Here is a 12,702-nt window from a genome sequence, read left to right as displayed (position 1 = left end):
TCTTAATACCTCCATTCACAGATTATCATAATTTTTTCCCTCTTGAATCTAAATAAACGTATCTATGATTATCTTTGAATATAAGGCAATAAGCGATACCTCTTTACTGATTCTCATGGAAATCTCTCATCTCACATCAAAAATACGTATTTTGAATCGCTGGAAAGCTCCTTAGAGTAAGTGAATCCCAGTTCCTTAAAATCCTTGAGACCATTTAAATCAGAAATATTATTCTCTGCCATGAACCGTACCATACCACCGCGAGCCATCTTCGAAATTGTTCCCTTTTGCTTTACTTTCCCCTCCACCAGCTCACCAAACTCAATCGTAATAAACCGATCCTTAGGTGTGATATATTTCTCGATGCATTGTGAGTATTCCCTGGAAGCCAAGTTAAGGATAATCCTGTCATCGTCCATTAGGCTATGATACAACCGGTCTCCCCAGAAATCATATAAATCTTTACAATCATTCACGGAAAGCTTTGCCTGCATTTCCAGTCTATATGGCGTTACCCCATCAAAGGGCCTCAGTACTCCATAGAAGCCTGACAGTATCCGCAAATGATCTGATAAGTACGAAAGCGCTCTGGTTGTAAGCACCTTCGGAGCCATATGCTGATACTGCAAGCCCTCATATGCTATTACTGCTGGTGTCAGTCTATGAATTAAAGTCATATCTTTGTAGCGCTTATGGTTTAATTCTGCTAATTTATCATTGCATCTCCACAATTTTTTCCCCTCTGATAAGGACATGGACTTCATCTCATGCATCAATATTTTAGCATCATTAATAAATCCGGGCATTCCGGTAATCTCAATGGAATCCGTATCCTCATTCATCTTCTTTGCCGGAGAAATTATTATCTTCATATCCTATAACTGCTCCAGCATTTGTGCCGGATTCTCCTCTGCCTTCACTTTATCAAAGGCTTTTACAATTACCCCATCTTCATCGATGAGATATGTGGTTCGAACCACTCCCATGCTGACCTTACCATAATTCATCTTTTCCTGCCAGACATCATATGCCTTAATACAGGTAAGCTCCGTATCAGAAAGCAATGTAAATGGCAGCCCATACTTTTCCTCAAATTTTTTATGAGATGCCACGCTGTCCTTGCTCACCCCAAGAACCACAGCTCCCTTTTCTTTAAACTGCGGATACAGCTCTCCAAAGTTGCAAGCCTGCTTGGTACAGCCCGGAGTATTGTCCTTTGGATAGAAATATAAAATAACCTTCTTTCCCTTGTACTCCTCTAACGTATGCATCAATCCATTCTGATCCGGCAATGAAAATGCTGGTGCTTTTGTTCCTATTTCTATCATAATCTGACCTCCTGATTCCTATTTTAAGTATTAAATCCTTCTATATCACTATGCCATCGCAGTGGTCGACTTCATGCTGTATGATCTGTGCAATCCATCCGGAAAACTTTTGGCACTGTCTATTGAAATTCATATCCTGAAACTCCACTTCGATATCCTTATATCTGGTGGTCTTGCGAACTCCAGTTAAAGAAAGACAGCCTTCTTCCGTCTCGTACGCACCAGACTTCTTTACAATCACTGGATTAATCATAGCAATATTTGCAAAACCCATATTCACTGCTATAATCCTCTTCTTGACACCAATCATATTAGCCGCCATTCCTACACAGCCTGCTTCATTCGCTTTTAAAGTATCAAGCAAATCCTGAACCACCTGCTTGTCCTCTTCCGTTGCCGGTTCCGACTTCTGATTCAGGAAAATGACATCCTTCATTACTGATCTAATCATTAAAAACCTTCTTTCATTTGTTCAAGATTGCTGCATTTCAGAGCATTCTTCTACCAAGGCAATCACGTATTTACCATACGGTACAATTACGCTAATGTTTATCTTTTATTACTGTATTATTACTTAATTGTTTTAATCAGTCAAGTTGGCATAACCTTTCTGCTACAACCAACATTCTCCTGGGATAAATAGATATTATTTGAACTACACCGTGATTCATTTTTACATATAAATTATAACACATTCACAGAATAAAAAACACTTTAACAAAATGAATTTCGTTGCTTTACACTTGCCCCGGCTTATCCATTAACTAAAATATGTCTGTCATAAATTTCATTTTTATCCGCTTTACTCTTCATTTAGCGCAGGGGTTAGAACAAACTCATTTTTGTCATATTCAATTCTAGTGGCACATCTTTATAAAACTTCGCTACGCTCGGTTCTTCTATGATAGAATGCACTACAGTCCCCTTATACCAGAAAATTGCCTAGAATGTATTTACGTATTTACTATTAATCAACAACTCCTATCTCAAACTTAACACGATGCTATCCCATACATTTCTTGTGCATAACCGTCAAGCATACATACGTACCCAAGATAATAAAAGCATTACAAATTCTCTTGAACATCTGTGCTCTAAGTTATTAAAGTAATTATAAGAACAAGTACCAGTATATATTTCAGATAAAGATTTTATAGCTTCAGCAGGACAGATATTATCTTTTCCACCTGCAGTTAGTAATACAGGACAATTTAATCTTTTAACATGAGAAATAGTGTCTACAAACCCCAAAGCTTGCCAGCCACCATCTATATGATCAATTGAACAAAGTGGTTCGTAGTTATATGTAATAGCTCCCACACTCTTTGCCATAGGCAAATTAGTAAGAAAAGGTACATCTGCCGCTACACATCTTACTCCCTTGTCTTTAAAAATCGAACCTAATAACAAAGAGCAACCTCCGCCTTGACTTGTTCCAAAAAATGAAATCCTATTTTCTATTACTTCATTTTGCTCCATTGCCCACTTAATTGCTAAAATACAGTTTACAAGCCATTCTTTATATCCTTTTTCGGCATGGCTTATTATCGTGTCAGCCAATACAGGCCAAGTATTATCCCGTTGTTTGCTTTCATTTGGTCCATTTGGCGTAGTATATCCTAGTGGTGAAATGTGAAGAACATTATATCCTTGTGACACAAGTTCTGGATGAGTACTGATTTCTGCACTATATCCAGGAGTATGGATTAGTAATGGTGCTGGTCCATACATTACTGGTTGCCAGTACCCATAAAATTCCTCCATACCTTCAGGCTTGAATTTCACATATCTAAACTCATTTTTTACGTGTCTGATCCCAAAACTGAAGGAAAATCCATTGTCAGAAAGAACTTCAACATCACATTTTATTGAGTTAGCCATTTTCCATATAGATTCTACCCATTTATCTACATCTTCAGGTATTGGATAATATTTAAATTCATCGAATTCTGAATACATTGTTTACCTCCTTATTTACTTACCATTTTAATTTTTATCTTTCATTTCCTTTGCAATAATATTTCATCTATCATTTTGGGATTCATAATCTCTTAGAATTTGAAGCGCTTTCCTGTTAAGAGCACCATATAAAACAGCAGCTTCAACTTGAGGATAGATATATTCTGCATACGGCAGCATAATCCTGATTAATCTATAATCAAGATCTCCTTCAAGGATTTTTTGAAATATTATAGAAATTGAATTTCCGTCAAGAAACGGAATTAATCGCTCAAGCAAAGTTTCATTGATTGTTTCATACGTTGCATTTTCCAGCAGTTTGACAACTGTATCGTCATTTATGTATTCCACAAGTGAAACAATGCTTGAAATATCTATTCCATGTTTTGCAAGACCTTTTGCCATTTTGTCAAGCAAACGGGGCTTTAGTAGCGGTGCGATATTTACAATGTCGGATATGCACTCTTTGTCCAATTCACTGCATAAATCTTGCCCTTTCACAGCACCTTCAAGAATGACGGCTTCCTTTTCAGTTGGATGGCCAGAACTAATAAGTTCATCAAGAGTGATGCCGAAAACATCTGCAACCTCAATTAAAATGGATATATCGGGGAAACTGTCTCCGCACTCATATTTTGATATTGCCTGACGGGTCACGTTAAGCTGTTCAGCAAGTTCAGATTGGGTCATGTCTGCTTTCTTACGAAGCCTTGAAATATATGCACCAAATTTTTTTATATCAAACATAAGAGTTACCTCCTTATATTCAGAATATCGCAGACTCAAAGGCAAATCAAGCAAAGGATAGTTGCCTGTCTGTGTTGCATAGCTTAAGCCCATACATGTTTTCCCAGGTTGCAAGTGAATCCTATTCTATATTAGATATCGCAACTGTATTGACCAGGATTTTGAAATGAATTATAATAAAACAGTTTAAATATCAATAATTAATAGAAAAAAGGCTGGTAAAAGTATGAATACAGGAAAACAAAAAAAGCTGCCCTGGATATTGTTGTTCTTTGGAATTGCATGCATATCCATATCGGCATTCTTTGTAAAGAAGGCTCATGTCAATGGCATATCTGTTTCATTTTATAGGGTATTTTTCGCCACGTTATTCATATTCCCCTTCTATATCCGGGTAAAGACCAAGGATATGAATTTAATAGGAATCTGCTTTTCTTTACTGGGCGGCATGTTTTTCGCTTTTGAACTGGTATTCTGGAATACGGCTGTAATTTTATCCAATACGACATTTCCTACATTGATTGTAAATCTTTCTTCGGTATGGGTCGGGATAGGGGCAATGTTGCTTTTCCGGGAAAAATTGAACCGTTTCCATTGGGCGGGCAATGGAATTGCGATTCTTGGGGTTGCTATAATCATCGGATTCAACAATATCATACATATGAAAATTGATACCGGCTTTGTGTTTTCTATTATTGCAAGTATATTTCTTGCACTGTATCTTTTATCGGTAAAAGAAGTCAGACAGAACAACAGCACGATTCAGGTCGTATTTTTCACTTTCTTAGGGTGTACCATTACATTACTGATCTGCTGCATTTTTACGGGAAGCCCGTTATATGGTTTCTCCCTGTCATCCTGGGCCTATTTATTATGCTTGGGCCTGATCACACAGGTTGGTGGATACTTTTCAATCAATTATGCTCTCGGTTATATTGATTCGTCCACAGTTTCAATACTTACATTGCTTCAACCGATACTTACCGCTGTATTTGCCGTAATTGTACTGAATGAATCGTTCACGATTTACCATATCATCGGCGGGGCTCTAGTGCTGATAGGTCTTTTGGCTGCGTTACTGTTTAAAGATAAAGTCATCACATGAAATCAATATCAAAAACAGTCAATATGTGGTAGGGAATGGATTCAGCATCCGCCTATCACAAAATGAGTATTAAAAAATCCCCAAACCACTGTTATCTGGTTTGGGGATTTAATGAATACAATGAAAGAACGCCAAGAATGTCTATCAACAACTATGTCTATTTCGCATGCCCAATTTTTATGGTAGAACTATACGGTACCACCAGGTTCATTGCCAAATACTTTTACTCCTGCATCATATACCGGAATATAAGCAGTTTTTACAGTATTTCCGGAGGTGACTCCAGAAAGATCCTTATAGGAGAAATCATTGGCATTGTTCCAGGTTACTGAGCCTGGCGCTGCAATCCGAAACTGTACTTCTTTTTTGTAAGCAGACTGACCGCCGGGATAAATCTTGGTTCCGGTAAAATCTGCACTGACATAGTAGATATTAGCTGCTTCATTCCATGGCAATAATTTGGATACCACAGCTCCGTTATTGTAATTGGTCGTTACCGTAAAATCAGAAGCTCTATATCCCAACTTTGTCGCTTCTGAAATATCGATGAAGTATTTAAAGGACAGCTTATCTCCCATTTTAGCAGGCCAACCAGAACGGTTGTTTAGTAGTGCCTTGATCTCTATAAAATTATTGCCAGAGGCATTGATTCCGGCTTCAACAAAGAACTCATCATTGGTTACCGGCTCGATTGCTTTAAAATCAGCAATGGGCGTTCCACCGTACTTGCCATATAATTTAGCAAGGGCCCCTACAAATCCTGCATTGTAATCGCAGGCAATTTCATTATTTACATAATTACCGATATCATCGGTGTAGCTGTCATCTCTTCCTGGACCACCAACTAAAGCACCGTAGATTGTATGTCTGTGATAAGTAGGAACTGACTGACTGTCAGCCCAAGAGCTATGAGCAGTTCTGTGGTGAGGTCTCTTCGGAGGATTCTCACCGAAGCCAACCACAAAACTATGTCCTGCGCTGCCCAGTGCATAATCCACCTGCTGCTTGGCGAAGGTATTATAAGTAGTTACCTTGGAAGCGGTACAGCCGGACCAGTCTGCATAAACACTTGCTAAGAAAGCTGTGGTAGTTGCATAACGCAAAGCTCCCCAGGAATCCAGCCAGGCAAGGCCTTTTGGTGTATAGGAGATACGATCTCCGTTATAACCGGTGCTCCAATAATCCAAATGCATTTCTGTTGCTGTCTTATAGATTGCTTTATTTGTTATTCTGGCAAGAAGGATTGCTGTACCATTATGTACATCATCCCAGTTATGAGCCCATTTGTAAGCTATCGTATTGGACTGTCCTTGCGTTCCCCAGTTTCCCACATAGGATTCTGCTTTGTTTAAATAAGTGGTTTCTCCTGTTGCAAGATACAGCCAGGTACCTGCCCAGCTAAGTTCATCATAAAAACCGCTGAAGGAGGTGTAAAAACCATTGGCTGCAGTATAACCTGCATCACTCTTTGTGTTATCTGCAAAAGCAAACAGCTCCTTGGCATGGCGGATGCATTCTGCGGCATAAGTAGGATTGCTCTCTGCAAATATAGCACCTGCGGCTGCTAAAGCTGCTGCTGACCCAGCCGCTACGGAAGAACCGGGCCTTGATAAATCCACCTTAAAGGAAGGACGTACCATCTGCATCACCTCTGCAGGTCCCCACCAGTTATGATCAATATTGCCGTCACCTACCTGATAGTAGAATACATTGGCAGATGGATGACATTTTATCAGATAGTCGGTTGCCCACTTGATTTCCTCCAGCAAATAATCAAGCTGACCGCTCTGTTTTAAGGCAGCCCTTGATTCATAAACACTCCATGCCAACATAGCAGCCGTGTACGCCAACGGCAGGTTAAATTTGGGGTGATCACCTGCATCGTACCAACCGCCGGTCAGATCGATTCCGGCGTCTGCTCCGTCTGTCAGACCGGAATCCCCTCTCCAGTTATTCCGGATGGTTTTCGGAAGCTTTCCTGAGCGCTGGAACTCATAAAACATGATTGCTTTTTGTAAAGCTTCTCCGTAATTATAATTCGACTGCGCTTTTGCAATATTTGCTGATTCGAGCCCTGTTAAGTCTGGATTTTCACCCATATTTTCATGTTCCTTAGTAAAAGTTTTTCTTGAAGAATTAACATTCATTTTTATTTCCTCCTTTAGATTTTAACATTTAGTTAGGATATAACTGAATCAATATGCTGCCGGCGTTTTATATTCGTTTCAGTTATATAATATAAAGGAAATAAAAAGTTATTTTGTAAACTAATTTATAGATATTGTTAAATACATTATTTTTTCATTATATTAATCAATCAAAAATGAGGTGATATAGTAATTTTCCCAATAACTCCTTCTTGAATTAATTCAACCTTATTAAAATCATTTTTATATTTTATGAGATAGTAGATTATCTCTCTGTAACAATTTGGCCATTCGATGGATGAAAAACGATATTGTACACGTCTGATAAGTATCTCCTTGCAGACGCCTTGCCAAGGATTTTGATCTTTCGGACATGTATAGATAGCGATAAGACACTTACTAGAATTGATAGACATTTCATATGTCTAAGAAATCGCTCTTTTGCTCTTTCGATATTGTAAAATTTACAGGTTATTATCATTAGATGGTTCATTCATTCAATATTTCGGTATTGCTTGTGTCGCTTTATCAATAAAAGCAGCAATTTTACTGGGACTTTCCTTCATACCACTATTGACCCACTTTTCTATTACTGCTATACTGCCATATGCTGTAAATGTATACCAATTATCGATTGACTTTTGATCGATATGCTTTGCTTCATTTTTCCATTTTTCAATATTAAAATCGTGACTGATATAAAGAATACGTTCTAATAAATCCTTATTCCCATTTTCTGAAAATAGTACTTCGCATATATTCCTATTTGCTTTTATATACTTGCAAATTTCATATGATAGATTTCCAGGGGCTTCAAGGTTCATAGTACGTCCTACAACCTGCCTAATTTCTTCATATAACTCATCTTCAATAATTGATAAAAGTTCAAACTGATTCGCATAATGTGAATAAAAAGTATTGCGATTTATATTTGCTTTCTTGCATATATCGGTTACTGTAACTTTGCTGATAGAACGTTCTCTCATTAGTTCCAGTAAGCTGTTTTTTATAACCATCTTTGTATATCTCACTCGTTGGTCTGCTTTTTCGTATGCCATATAATCCTCCTTAAATAAATCAGTAAACGAACAATACTTTTGTGTTTTGTAAGATATCGAACGTAACGTTATCGAACTGCCTGTTGATTAAGTAACACTGTGTAATTATAATATATTTGAGCGGTTCAACTCAATAAAAATTTAAAATGGAGGTAATGCAATGGGAAATATAACGCTGGTTCCTGTATGGATAATACAAGATGTTTTAGTTTTAATTATTGCCACTTTAATGGTTTTTTATATAATTGATAACGAAGAGCGTCCTAAGATTGTATTAATGCAATTCGTATGCTTTGTCTTTTTTTACGCTTCGGTCTTTGAAAATGTTGCTGTATTTATGGGATCTATAGGGAAAGAAGGTTTTTACTCATATGGGAAAAGTATCCTAATGATATTCAATGTACCAATAACTGTTCCAATTATCGAGTTTCTTATCGTTTATTCAACGTTACGTGTTTTGAAGACGATTAATATACCGTCATGGACTAAACCATTCATTGCTGGACTTAGTGCTATGATTTTTGACTTTTCACTGGATCCAGTCGCAGTAAAACAGATTTTTCAAACTTCGGAAGGTATCATTGGCAGGTGGAGTTATTACCCGATTCCTGGTGAACCTTTAATATATGGGGAACCCGTCATGAATTTTACAGGATGGATTTATATAGCCGGATACTGGACTGCCTTTATTTTAATCGGTGAATGGTGGCATAAAAAGAAAGGTTACAGTAAGCTAATTGGTTATATATATCCAGTTCTGGCTTCCATTCTTTCTCTAGTTTGTTTGGTTTCACCTATATCCAATTTCTTTAATTTTATGGGACCATTTTTCAACAGAACTTCTAATATGCAATGAGTTATGCTGGTCTCTTTAACTGCAATTTCAGTGGTAATTTTAGCATTAGCCTTCTTCAAGTGCTGGGATCGTAAGGTTATTAGCTCTTTGAATTTCAAAAAAGATTTTCCTATCATGTTTACTTTCCTGGGTTTTCCTTTGGCTAATACCTTATTTTGTATTTTTGGTGGGTACATGGAGATATTATGGCTTGTTGTACTGGCACAGGTGTTATTATTGTTAGGCTGGAGTGGAATTTATATTTTAAGTAAAAAAGCTATTCAAAACGAAATTAAGGGTTCCCAACAAGTTAAATAAATAATTACTATAAAGTATCATGATTCAAGGATTTAGATAGGAAAAGGCTACTGGAAACGCTCCAGCAGCCTTTTCTTGTGTTAACAAACTTCCATGACTCAATAATTTCCCACTTTATTTTCGATATATCTAAACGCAGACTTCACAATACAAAGAGAGGTATAAAAAGAGGCCGCCTTAAGCTGATGGGGCTTACATATGCTCTTTAATCCACGCATCCGCATTTTGAACCTTAGCGAACGTTCCATTCAGCGCTGCCATATATGCATACTGAACCTGTTCTGCTGAAACGGTGATTCCTCGCCATACCAAATCTCTCGTCGCAACTGCATCTTCGATTAGTTCAACAGAGTATCCGTAATTAACGGCGGATCGGACAGTTGTATCAATACACATATGCGTCATCATACCGCACACAACCAAAGTGTCAATCCCCTTTTCCTCCAGTTTATCCTTCAGGCTCGTTCCCAAAAAACTATCAGGTCTATGCTTAATTATGATTTCTTCTCCGCCCACAGGATTGCAATCTTTATAAAAATCAGCACCAGTAGTGTCTGGTATAAAAAATACAGCACCTGGATTTATACTTATGTGGCGCACATGGTAGATCGGCCAATTTTGTTCTCTAAAAAAACCAAGAATTTTATTCGTCTGCATTACTGCTTGCTCTGGATGAACCAATTCATACTTTCCACCCCTAAAATAATCATTTTGAATATCTATCAAAATCAAACCAACTTTCATAGCAACTACCTCTCTTCTCATAATTATTTCGTTCTTCAATGAAAGTTTAAGCCTAATAAAATGAAAAGTAAATTACTTACTTTTTGGTAGGTATCGAATTGGGACAGACAATTCCTTTTTGCTCAAGTAGTTCAACCTGTCCATGTTCTATCATATAAGTTACTCCTATATCCTGCATAATGAGAACAGCTTCTAATAGCTTTGTCCCTCTAGCCGTTAGAGAGTATTCCACGTGAAGAGGATACACTTCATTACTTGTTTTATTAATAATTCCAAACTCCTGTAACTCTTTCAATTGCTGAATCAGCATTTTCTCTGAAATACCCTGGATTCCATTTTTTAATTCTGAAAATGTCTTCGTTCCATGTCTAAGTTGAAATATCAAAATTGTTTTCCACTTCCCTTTCACAAAATCATGAACAATTTCCAGCGGGCAAGTATAATTTTCTCGAATTTTCATTCATATTCCCTCTCTTCCTGGTGTAATATCTCTCTCACCTGATCCATAAAACAAAGAATCACAGGTGATATCCACTTATCTTTGTGATAAGCAATCTGGGTATAGACCGGAAACTCGTACCCAATTATCGGAATCTCAATCAGAAGCTTCTCCTCTAGCTCAAGTTCTGTCGTAGCTCGTGGTAAGATGGCAATTCCTAAGCCACTCATAACAAGCTGTTTGATTGCAGAGACGTTATTAATTCCAATTACACTCCTAAGCTTAACATCTCTTTCCTTTAACAGCGTTTCAATCAATTCCCGGTACGTGCAATTTTCTCTCGTAATAATAAGGTCCTGGTCATTAAAATCTTCGATACTTAAACAATCCATGGCTGCAAAGGGGTGACTGATCGGTACCACTGCCACAACGGATTCTTTTACCAGTTTTTCCACGATCAGATCTGGATAGGACACTTCTTTCCCAAGAAAGAATGCCACATCTACTTCATTTTTTTGCATCCCATCACGTATCTCTTTTACAGAACCAAATTTTAATTCGATTCTCGTCTCTTTATGCTGTTTTATAAACGCTTTTAATATCTCAGGCAGCTTTGCTACGCTAAAGGATTCGTTGGCCCCAATGGTAATCTTTCCTTGCACGGACTCCATCTGAGCAAAAGAAGACAAGGCATCATCGGAAAGACGTATGATGCTCTCTGCATAAGAAAGAAGGCGTTTTCCTTCTTCCGTCAATTTAATCTTATGACCCAGACGTTCAAAAAGTTTAACTTGCAGTTCGTCTTCCAACAGTTTTATATGTGTTGTTACCGTTGGCTGGGCATATCCTAACTCTTCCGAAGCATTGCTGAAATTCTCTGTCTTTGCCACCATGGCAAATGTCTTTAGCTGTTTGATTTCGATGACTATTCTCCTTTAACCAGTATTATATTTTATAATCATTTCTATTATAATTATCAATTTTTATAATAACACAGTTTTATGTTATAATAAAGTCCAGCTTTTGTAAAGTGCAAATCAGGATTTGTATCATAGGCGGGAGGAGTGGTAACATGAAGAAAGACGAATTAATAAAAGAAGCACAAGATTTTTTAATCCATTCAGCAGATAATCTAATTGGACCAGAGGTTGCTTTATCAAAACAAATAGAGGGCATAAGTATCTTTGACCCTCCAATTCTGGGATTTGGAGATTCCGAAGATACCTATTTTCATTTGTATCAAGACCCTGATATTATAGGACCTGATTTTCTGCTTCCGACTCAGTGGCTCCCGCAGGCTCAAACAGTAATCTCCTTTTTTCTTCCCTACTCAAAAGAAGTTCGCGAAAGTAACCGAATTGACCCTTCCGTTCCGTCTCACGGCTGGCTACACGGGCGGATCGAGGGGCAGCATATGGTAGAACAGCTCTGCCTTCACTTACAAAATAAGATTTCAGAGGCCGGGTATGACAGTGTGATTCCCGCCCTTGATTCCAGATTTCAGACATTTAAAAATCCCCCTGCCTCCAGCCTTTTGTATTCCAGCAATTGGTCGGAGCGACATGCTGCGTTTGTCTGTGGTCTTGGTACCTTTGGGCTTTCTAAAGGTCTGATTACAAAAAAGGGCATGGCAGGACGCTTTGGAAGTCTAATTACTACCATGCACTTTCCCCGTGATTCAAGGCAATACCATAACATATATGAATACTGCTCCATGTGCGGTGCCTGTGCAAAAAGATGTCCAGCCCAAGCAATATCACTGGAACATGGAAAAGATCACACCTTATGCTCTGACTTTTCCAATCAGACCCTTGCAATCTATAAACCAAGATATGGCTGTGGGAAATGCCAGGTAGCAGTTCCTTGCGAAGCTTCTATCCCTAAAATAAAAGCACTCCAATAAGAATATCCTTTTGCCTCTATCTTCTTATGATAGAATCTTCCATAATATTGACACCCTTCCAAGCAAGTATCCAGTGGATACTTACAGACAATTTTCAACCGGATTCAGTCAGGGTGAAA

Annotated in this window: 14 protein-coding genes; 4 read left to right on the top strand and 10 right to left on the bottom strand. The window is 37.9% G+C overall.

Features of this window, described 5'->3' with window-relative positions; genetic code table 11:
• Positions 1–131: 131 nt before the first annotated feature.
• The 5 genes from yaaA to T546_RS25010 form a co-directional block, all read right to left on the bottom strand.
• Entirely contained in the window at positions 132–872 is a 741-nt protein-coding gene (yaaA, locus tag T546_RS0110010; protein WP_026891491.1) for a peroxide stress protein YaaA, read from the bottom strand.
• Positions 873–875: 3 nt separating this feature from the next.
• Positions 876–1,328: a thioredoxin-dependent thiol peroxidase gene (gene bcp, locus T546_RS0110005; protein WP_026891490.1), complete on the bottom strand. Its 453-nt coding sequence runs from the start codon at positions 1,326–1,328 to the stop codon at positions 876–878.
• A gap of 40 nt (positions 1,329–1,368) precedes the next feature.
• Complete coding sequence (locus tag T546_RS0110000) at positions 1,369–1,779, bottom strand: peptide deformylase (RefSeq protein ID WP_026891489.1); 411 nt, start codon at positions 1,777–1,779, stop codon at positions 1,369–1,371.
• A gap of 581 nt (positions 1,780–2,360) precedes the next feature.
• A complete protein-coding gene (locus T546_RS0109995; RefSeq protein WP_026891488.1) occupies positions 2,361–3,287 on the bottom strand; it encodes an acetylxylan esterase in 927 nt (308 codons plus the stop codon).
• A 63-nt stretch (positions 3,288–3,350) separates the two neighbouring features.
• Positions 3,351–4,034: a helix-turn-helix domain-containing protein gene (locus tag T546_RS25010; RefSeq protein WP_084326298.1), complete on the bottom strand. Its 684-nt coding sequence runs from the start codon at positions 4,032–4,034 to the stop codon at positions 3,351–3,353.
• A gap of 226 nt (positions 4,035–4,260) precedes the next feature.
• Between T546_RS25010 and T546_RS0109985 the strand changes: the two genes are divergently transcribed.
• Positions 4,261–5,139: a DMT family transporter gene (locus tag T546_RS0109985; protein WP_026891487.1), complete on the top strand. Its 879-nt coding sequence runs from the start codon at positions 4,261–4,263 to the stop codon at positions 5,137–5,139.
• Positions 5,140–5,327: 188 nt separating this feature from the next.
• Here T546_RS0109985 and T546_RS23245 read toward each other — a convergent pair whose 3' ends face one another.
• Both T546_RS23245 and T546_RS0109975 read right to left on the bottom strand, forming a co-directional pair.
• Positions 5,328–7,286, bottom strand: a complete 1,959-nt coding sequence (locus T546_RS23245; protein WP_084326295.1) for a glycoside hydrolase family 9 protein — start codon at positions 7,284–7,286, stop codon at positions 5,328–5,330.
• Positions 7,287–7,783: 497 nt separating this feature from the next.
• The gene (locus T546_RS0109975) at positions 7,784–8,344 is read right to left on the bottom strand and encodes a TetR/AcrR family transcriptional regulator (RefSeq protein ID WP_242842218.1); all 561 of its coding nucleotides are present in this window, start codon (positions 8,342–8,344) and stop codon (positions 7,784–7,786) included.
• A gap of 160 nt (positions 8,345–8,504) precedes the next feature.
• Between T546_RS0109975 and T546_RS23240 the strand changes: the two genes are divergently transcribed.
• Together T546_RS23240 and T546_RS25915 are read left to right on the top strand one after the other, a co-directional pair.
• Positions 8,505–9,200, top strand: a complete 696-nt coding sequence (locus tag T546_RS23240; RefSeq protein WP_242842217.1) for a carotenoid biosynthesis protein — start codon at positions 8,505–8,507, stop codon at positions 9,198–9,200.
• 3 nt (positions 9,201–9,203) lie between these two features.
• Positions 9,204–9,497 (top strand): hypothetical protein, encoded by a 294-nt coding sequence (locus T546_RS25915; RefSeq protein ID WP_242842216.1) that lies wholly within the window; start codon positions 9,204–9,206, stop codon positions 9,495–9,497.
• Between the two features lie 192 nt (positions 9,498–9,689).
• Here the strand turns inward: T546_RS25915 and T546_RS0109965 are convergent, their stop codons facing one another.
• The 3 genes from T546_RS0109965 to T546_RS0109955 all read right to left on the bottom strand — a co-directional run bounded on the left by T546_RS0109965 (position 9,690) and on the right by T546_RS0109955 (position 11,597).
• Positions 9,690–10,241, bottom strand: coding sequence for a cysteine hydrolase family protein (locus tag T546_RS0109965; RefSeq protein WP_026891485.1), 552 nt, complete (start codon positions 10,239–10,241; stop codon positions 9,690–9,692).
• 76 nt (positions 10,242–10,317) lie between these two features.
• Positions 10,318–10,701, bottom strand: a complete 384-nt coding sequence (locus tag T546_RS0109960) for a winged helix-turn-helix transcriptional regulator (RefSeq protein WP_026891484.1) — start codon at positions 10,699–10,701, stop codon at positions 10,318–10,320.
• Positions 10,698–11,597, bottom strand: a complete 900-nt coding sequence (locus T546_RS0109955; RefSeq protein WP_278246302.1) for a LysR family transcriptional regulator — start codon at positions 11,595–11,597, stop codon at positions 10,698–10,700. The genes T546_RS0109960 and T546_RS0109955 overlap by 4 nt, the downstream gene beginning before the upstream one ends.
• Positions 11,598–11,752: 155 nt before the next feature.
• On the opposite strand from T546_RS0109955, the gene T546_RS0109950 reads away from it, so the two are divergent.
• Positions 11,753–12,583 carry a 4Fe-4S binding protein gene (locus tag T546_RS0109950; protein ID WP_026891482.1) on the top strand — a complete coding sequence of 277 codons (831 nt, stop codon included), beginning with the start codon at positions 11,753–11,755 and terminating at the stop codon, positions 12,581–12,583.
• The last annotated feature ends 119 nt before the right edge of the window (positions 12,584–12,702 follow it).

Origin of the sequence: [Clostridium] aerotolerans DSM 5434 (genome assembly GCF_000687555.1) — a bacterium.
Lineage (GTDB): Bacteria > Bacillota > Clostridia > Lachnospirales > Lachnospiraceae > Lacrimispora > Lacrimispora aerotolerans.
Note: the sequence above shows the minus strand (reverse complement) of the source record. Positions and strands in the feature narration are given on the sequence as shown.

Bases quoted from the DNA above. Each gene is read 5' to 3' on its own strand.
- T546_RS0109960 (WP_026891484.1), bottom strand. From the start codon at position 10,701: ATGAAAATTCGAGAAAATTATACTTGCCCGCTGGAAATTGTTCATGAT.
- T546_RS0109965 (WP_026891485.1), bottom strand. From the start codon at position 10,241: ATGAAAGTTGGTTTGATTTTGATAGATATTCAAAATGATTATTTTAGG.
- T546_RS25915 (WP_242842216.1), top strand. From the start codon at position 9,204: ATGCTGGTCTCTTTAACTGCAATTTCAGTGGTAATTTTAGCATTAGCC.
- T546_RS0110000 (WP_026891489.1), bottom strand. From the start codon at position 1,779: ATGATTAGATCAGTAATGAAGGATGTCATTTTCCTGAATCAGAAGTCG.
- T546_RS0109995 (WP_026891488.1), bottom strand. From the start codon at position 3,287: ATGTATTCAGAATTCGATGAATTTAAATATTATCCAATACCTGAAGAT.
- T546_RS25010 (WP_084326298.1), bottom strand. From the start codon at position 4,034: ATGTTTGATATAAAAAAATTTGGTGCATATATTTCAAGGCTTCGTAAG.
- T546_RS0109975 (WP_242842218.1), bottom strand. From the start codon at position 8,344: ATGGCATACGAAAAAGCAGACCAACGAGTGAGATATACAAAGATGGTT.
- yaaA (WP_026891491.1), bottom strand. From the start codon at position 872: ATGAAGATAATAATTTCTCCGGCAAAGAAGATGAATGAGGATACGGAT.
- T546_RS0109950 (WP_026891482.1), top strand. From the start codon at position 11,753: ATGAAGAAAGACGAATTAATAAAAGAAGCACAAGATTTTTTAATCCAT.
- T546_RS0109985 (WP_026891487.1), top strand. From the start codon at position 4,261: ATGAATACAGGAAAACAAAAAAAGCTGCCCTGGATATTGTTGTTCTTT.
- T546_RS23245 (WP_084326295.1), bottom strand. From the start codon at position 7,286: ATGAATGTTAATTCTTCAAGAAAAACTTTTACTAAGGAACATGAAAAT.
- T546_RS23240 (WP_242842217.1), top strand. From the start codon at position 8,505: ATGGGAAATATAACGCTGGTTCCTGTATGGATAATACAAGATGTTTTA.
- bcp (WP_026891490.1), bottom strand. From the start codon at position 1,328: ATGATAGAAATAGGAACAAAAGCACCAGCATTTTCATTGCCGGATCAG.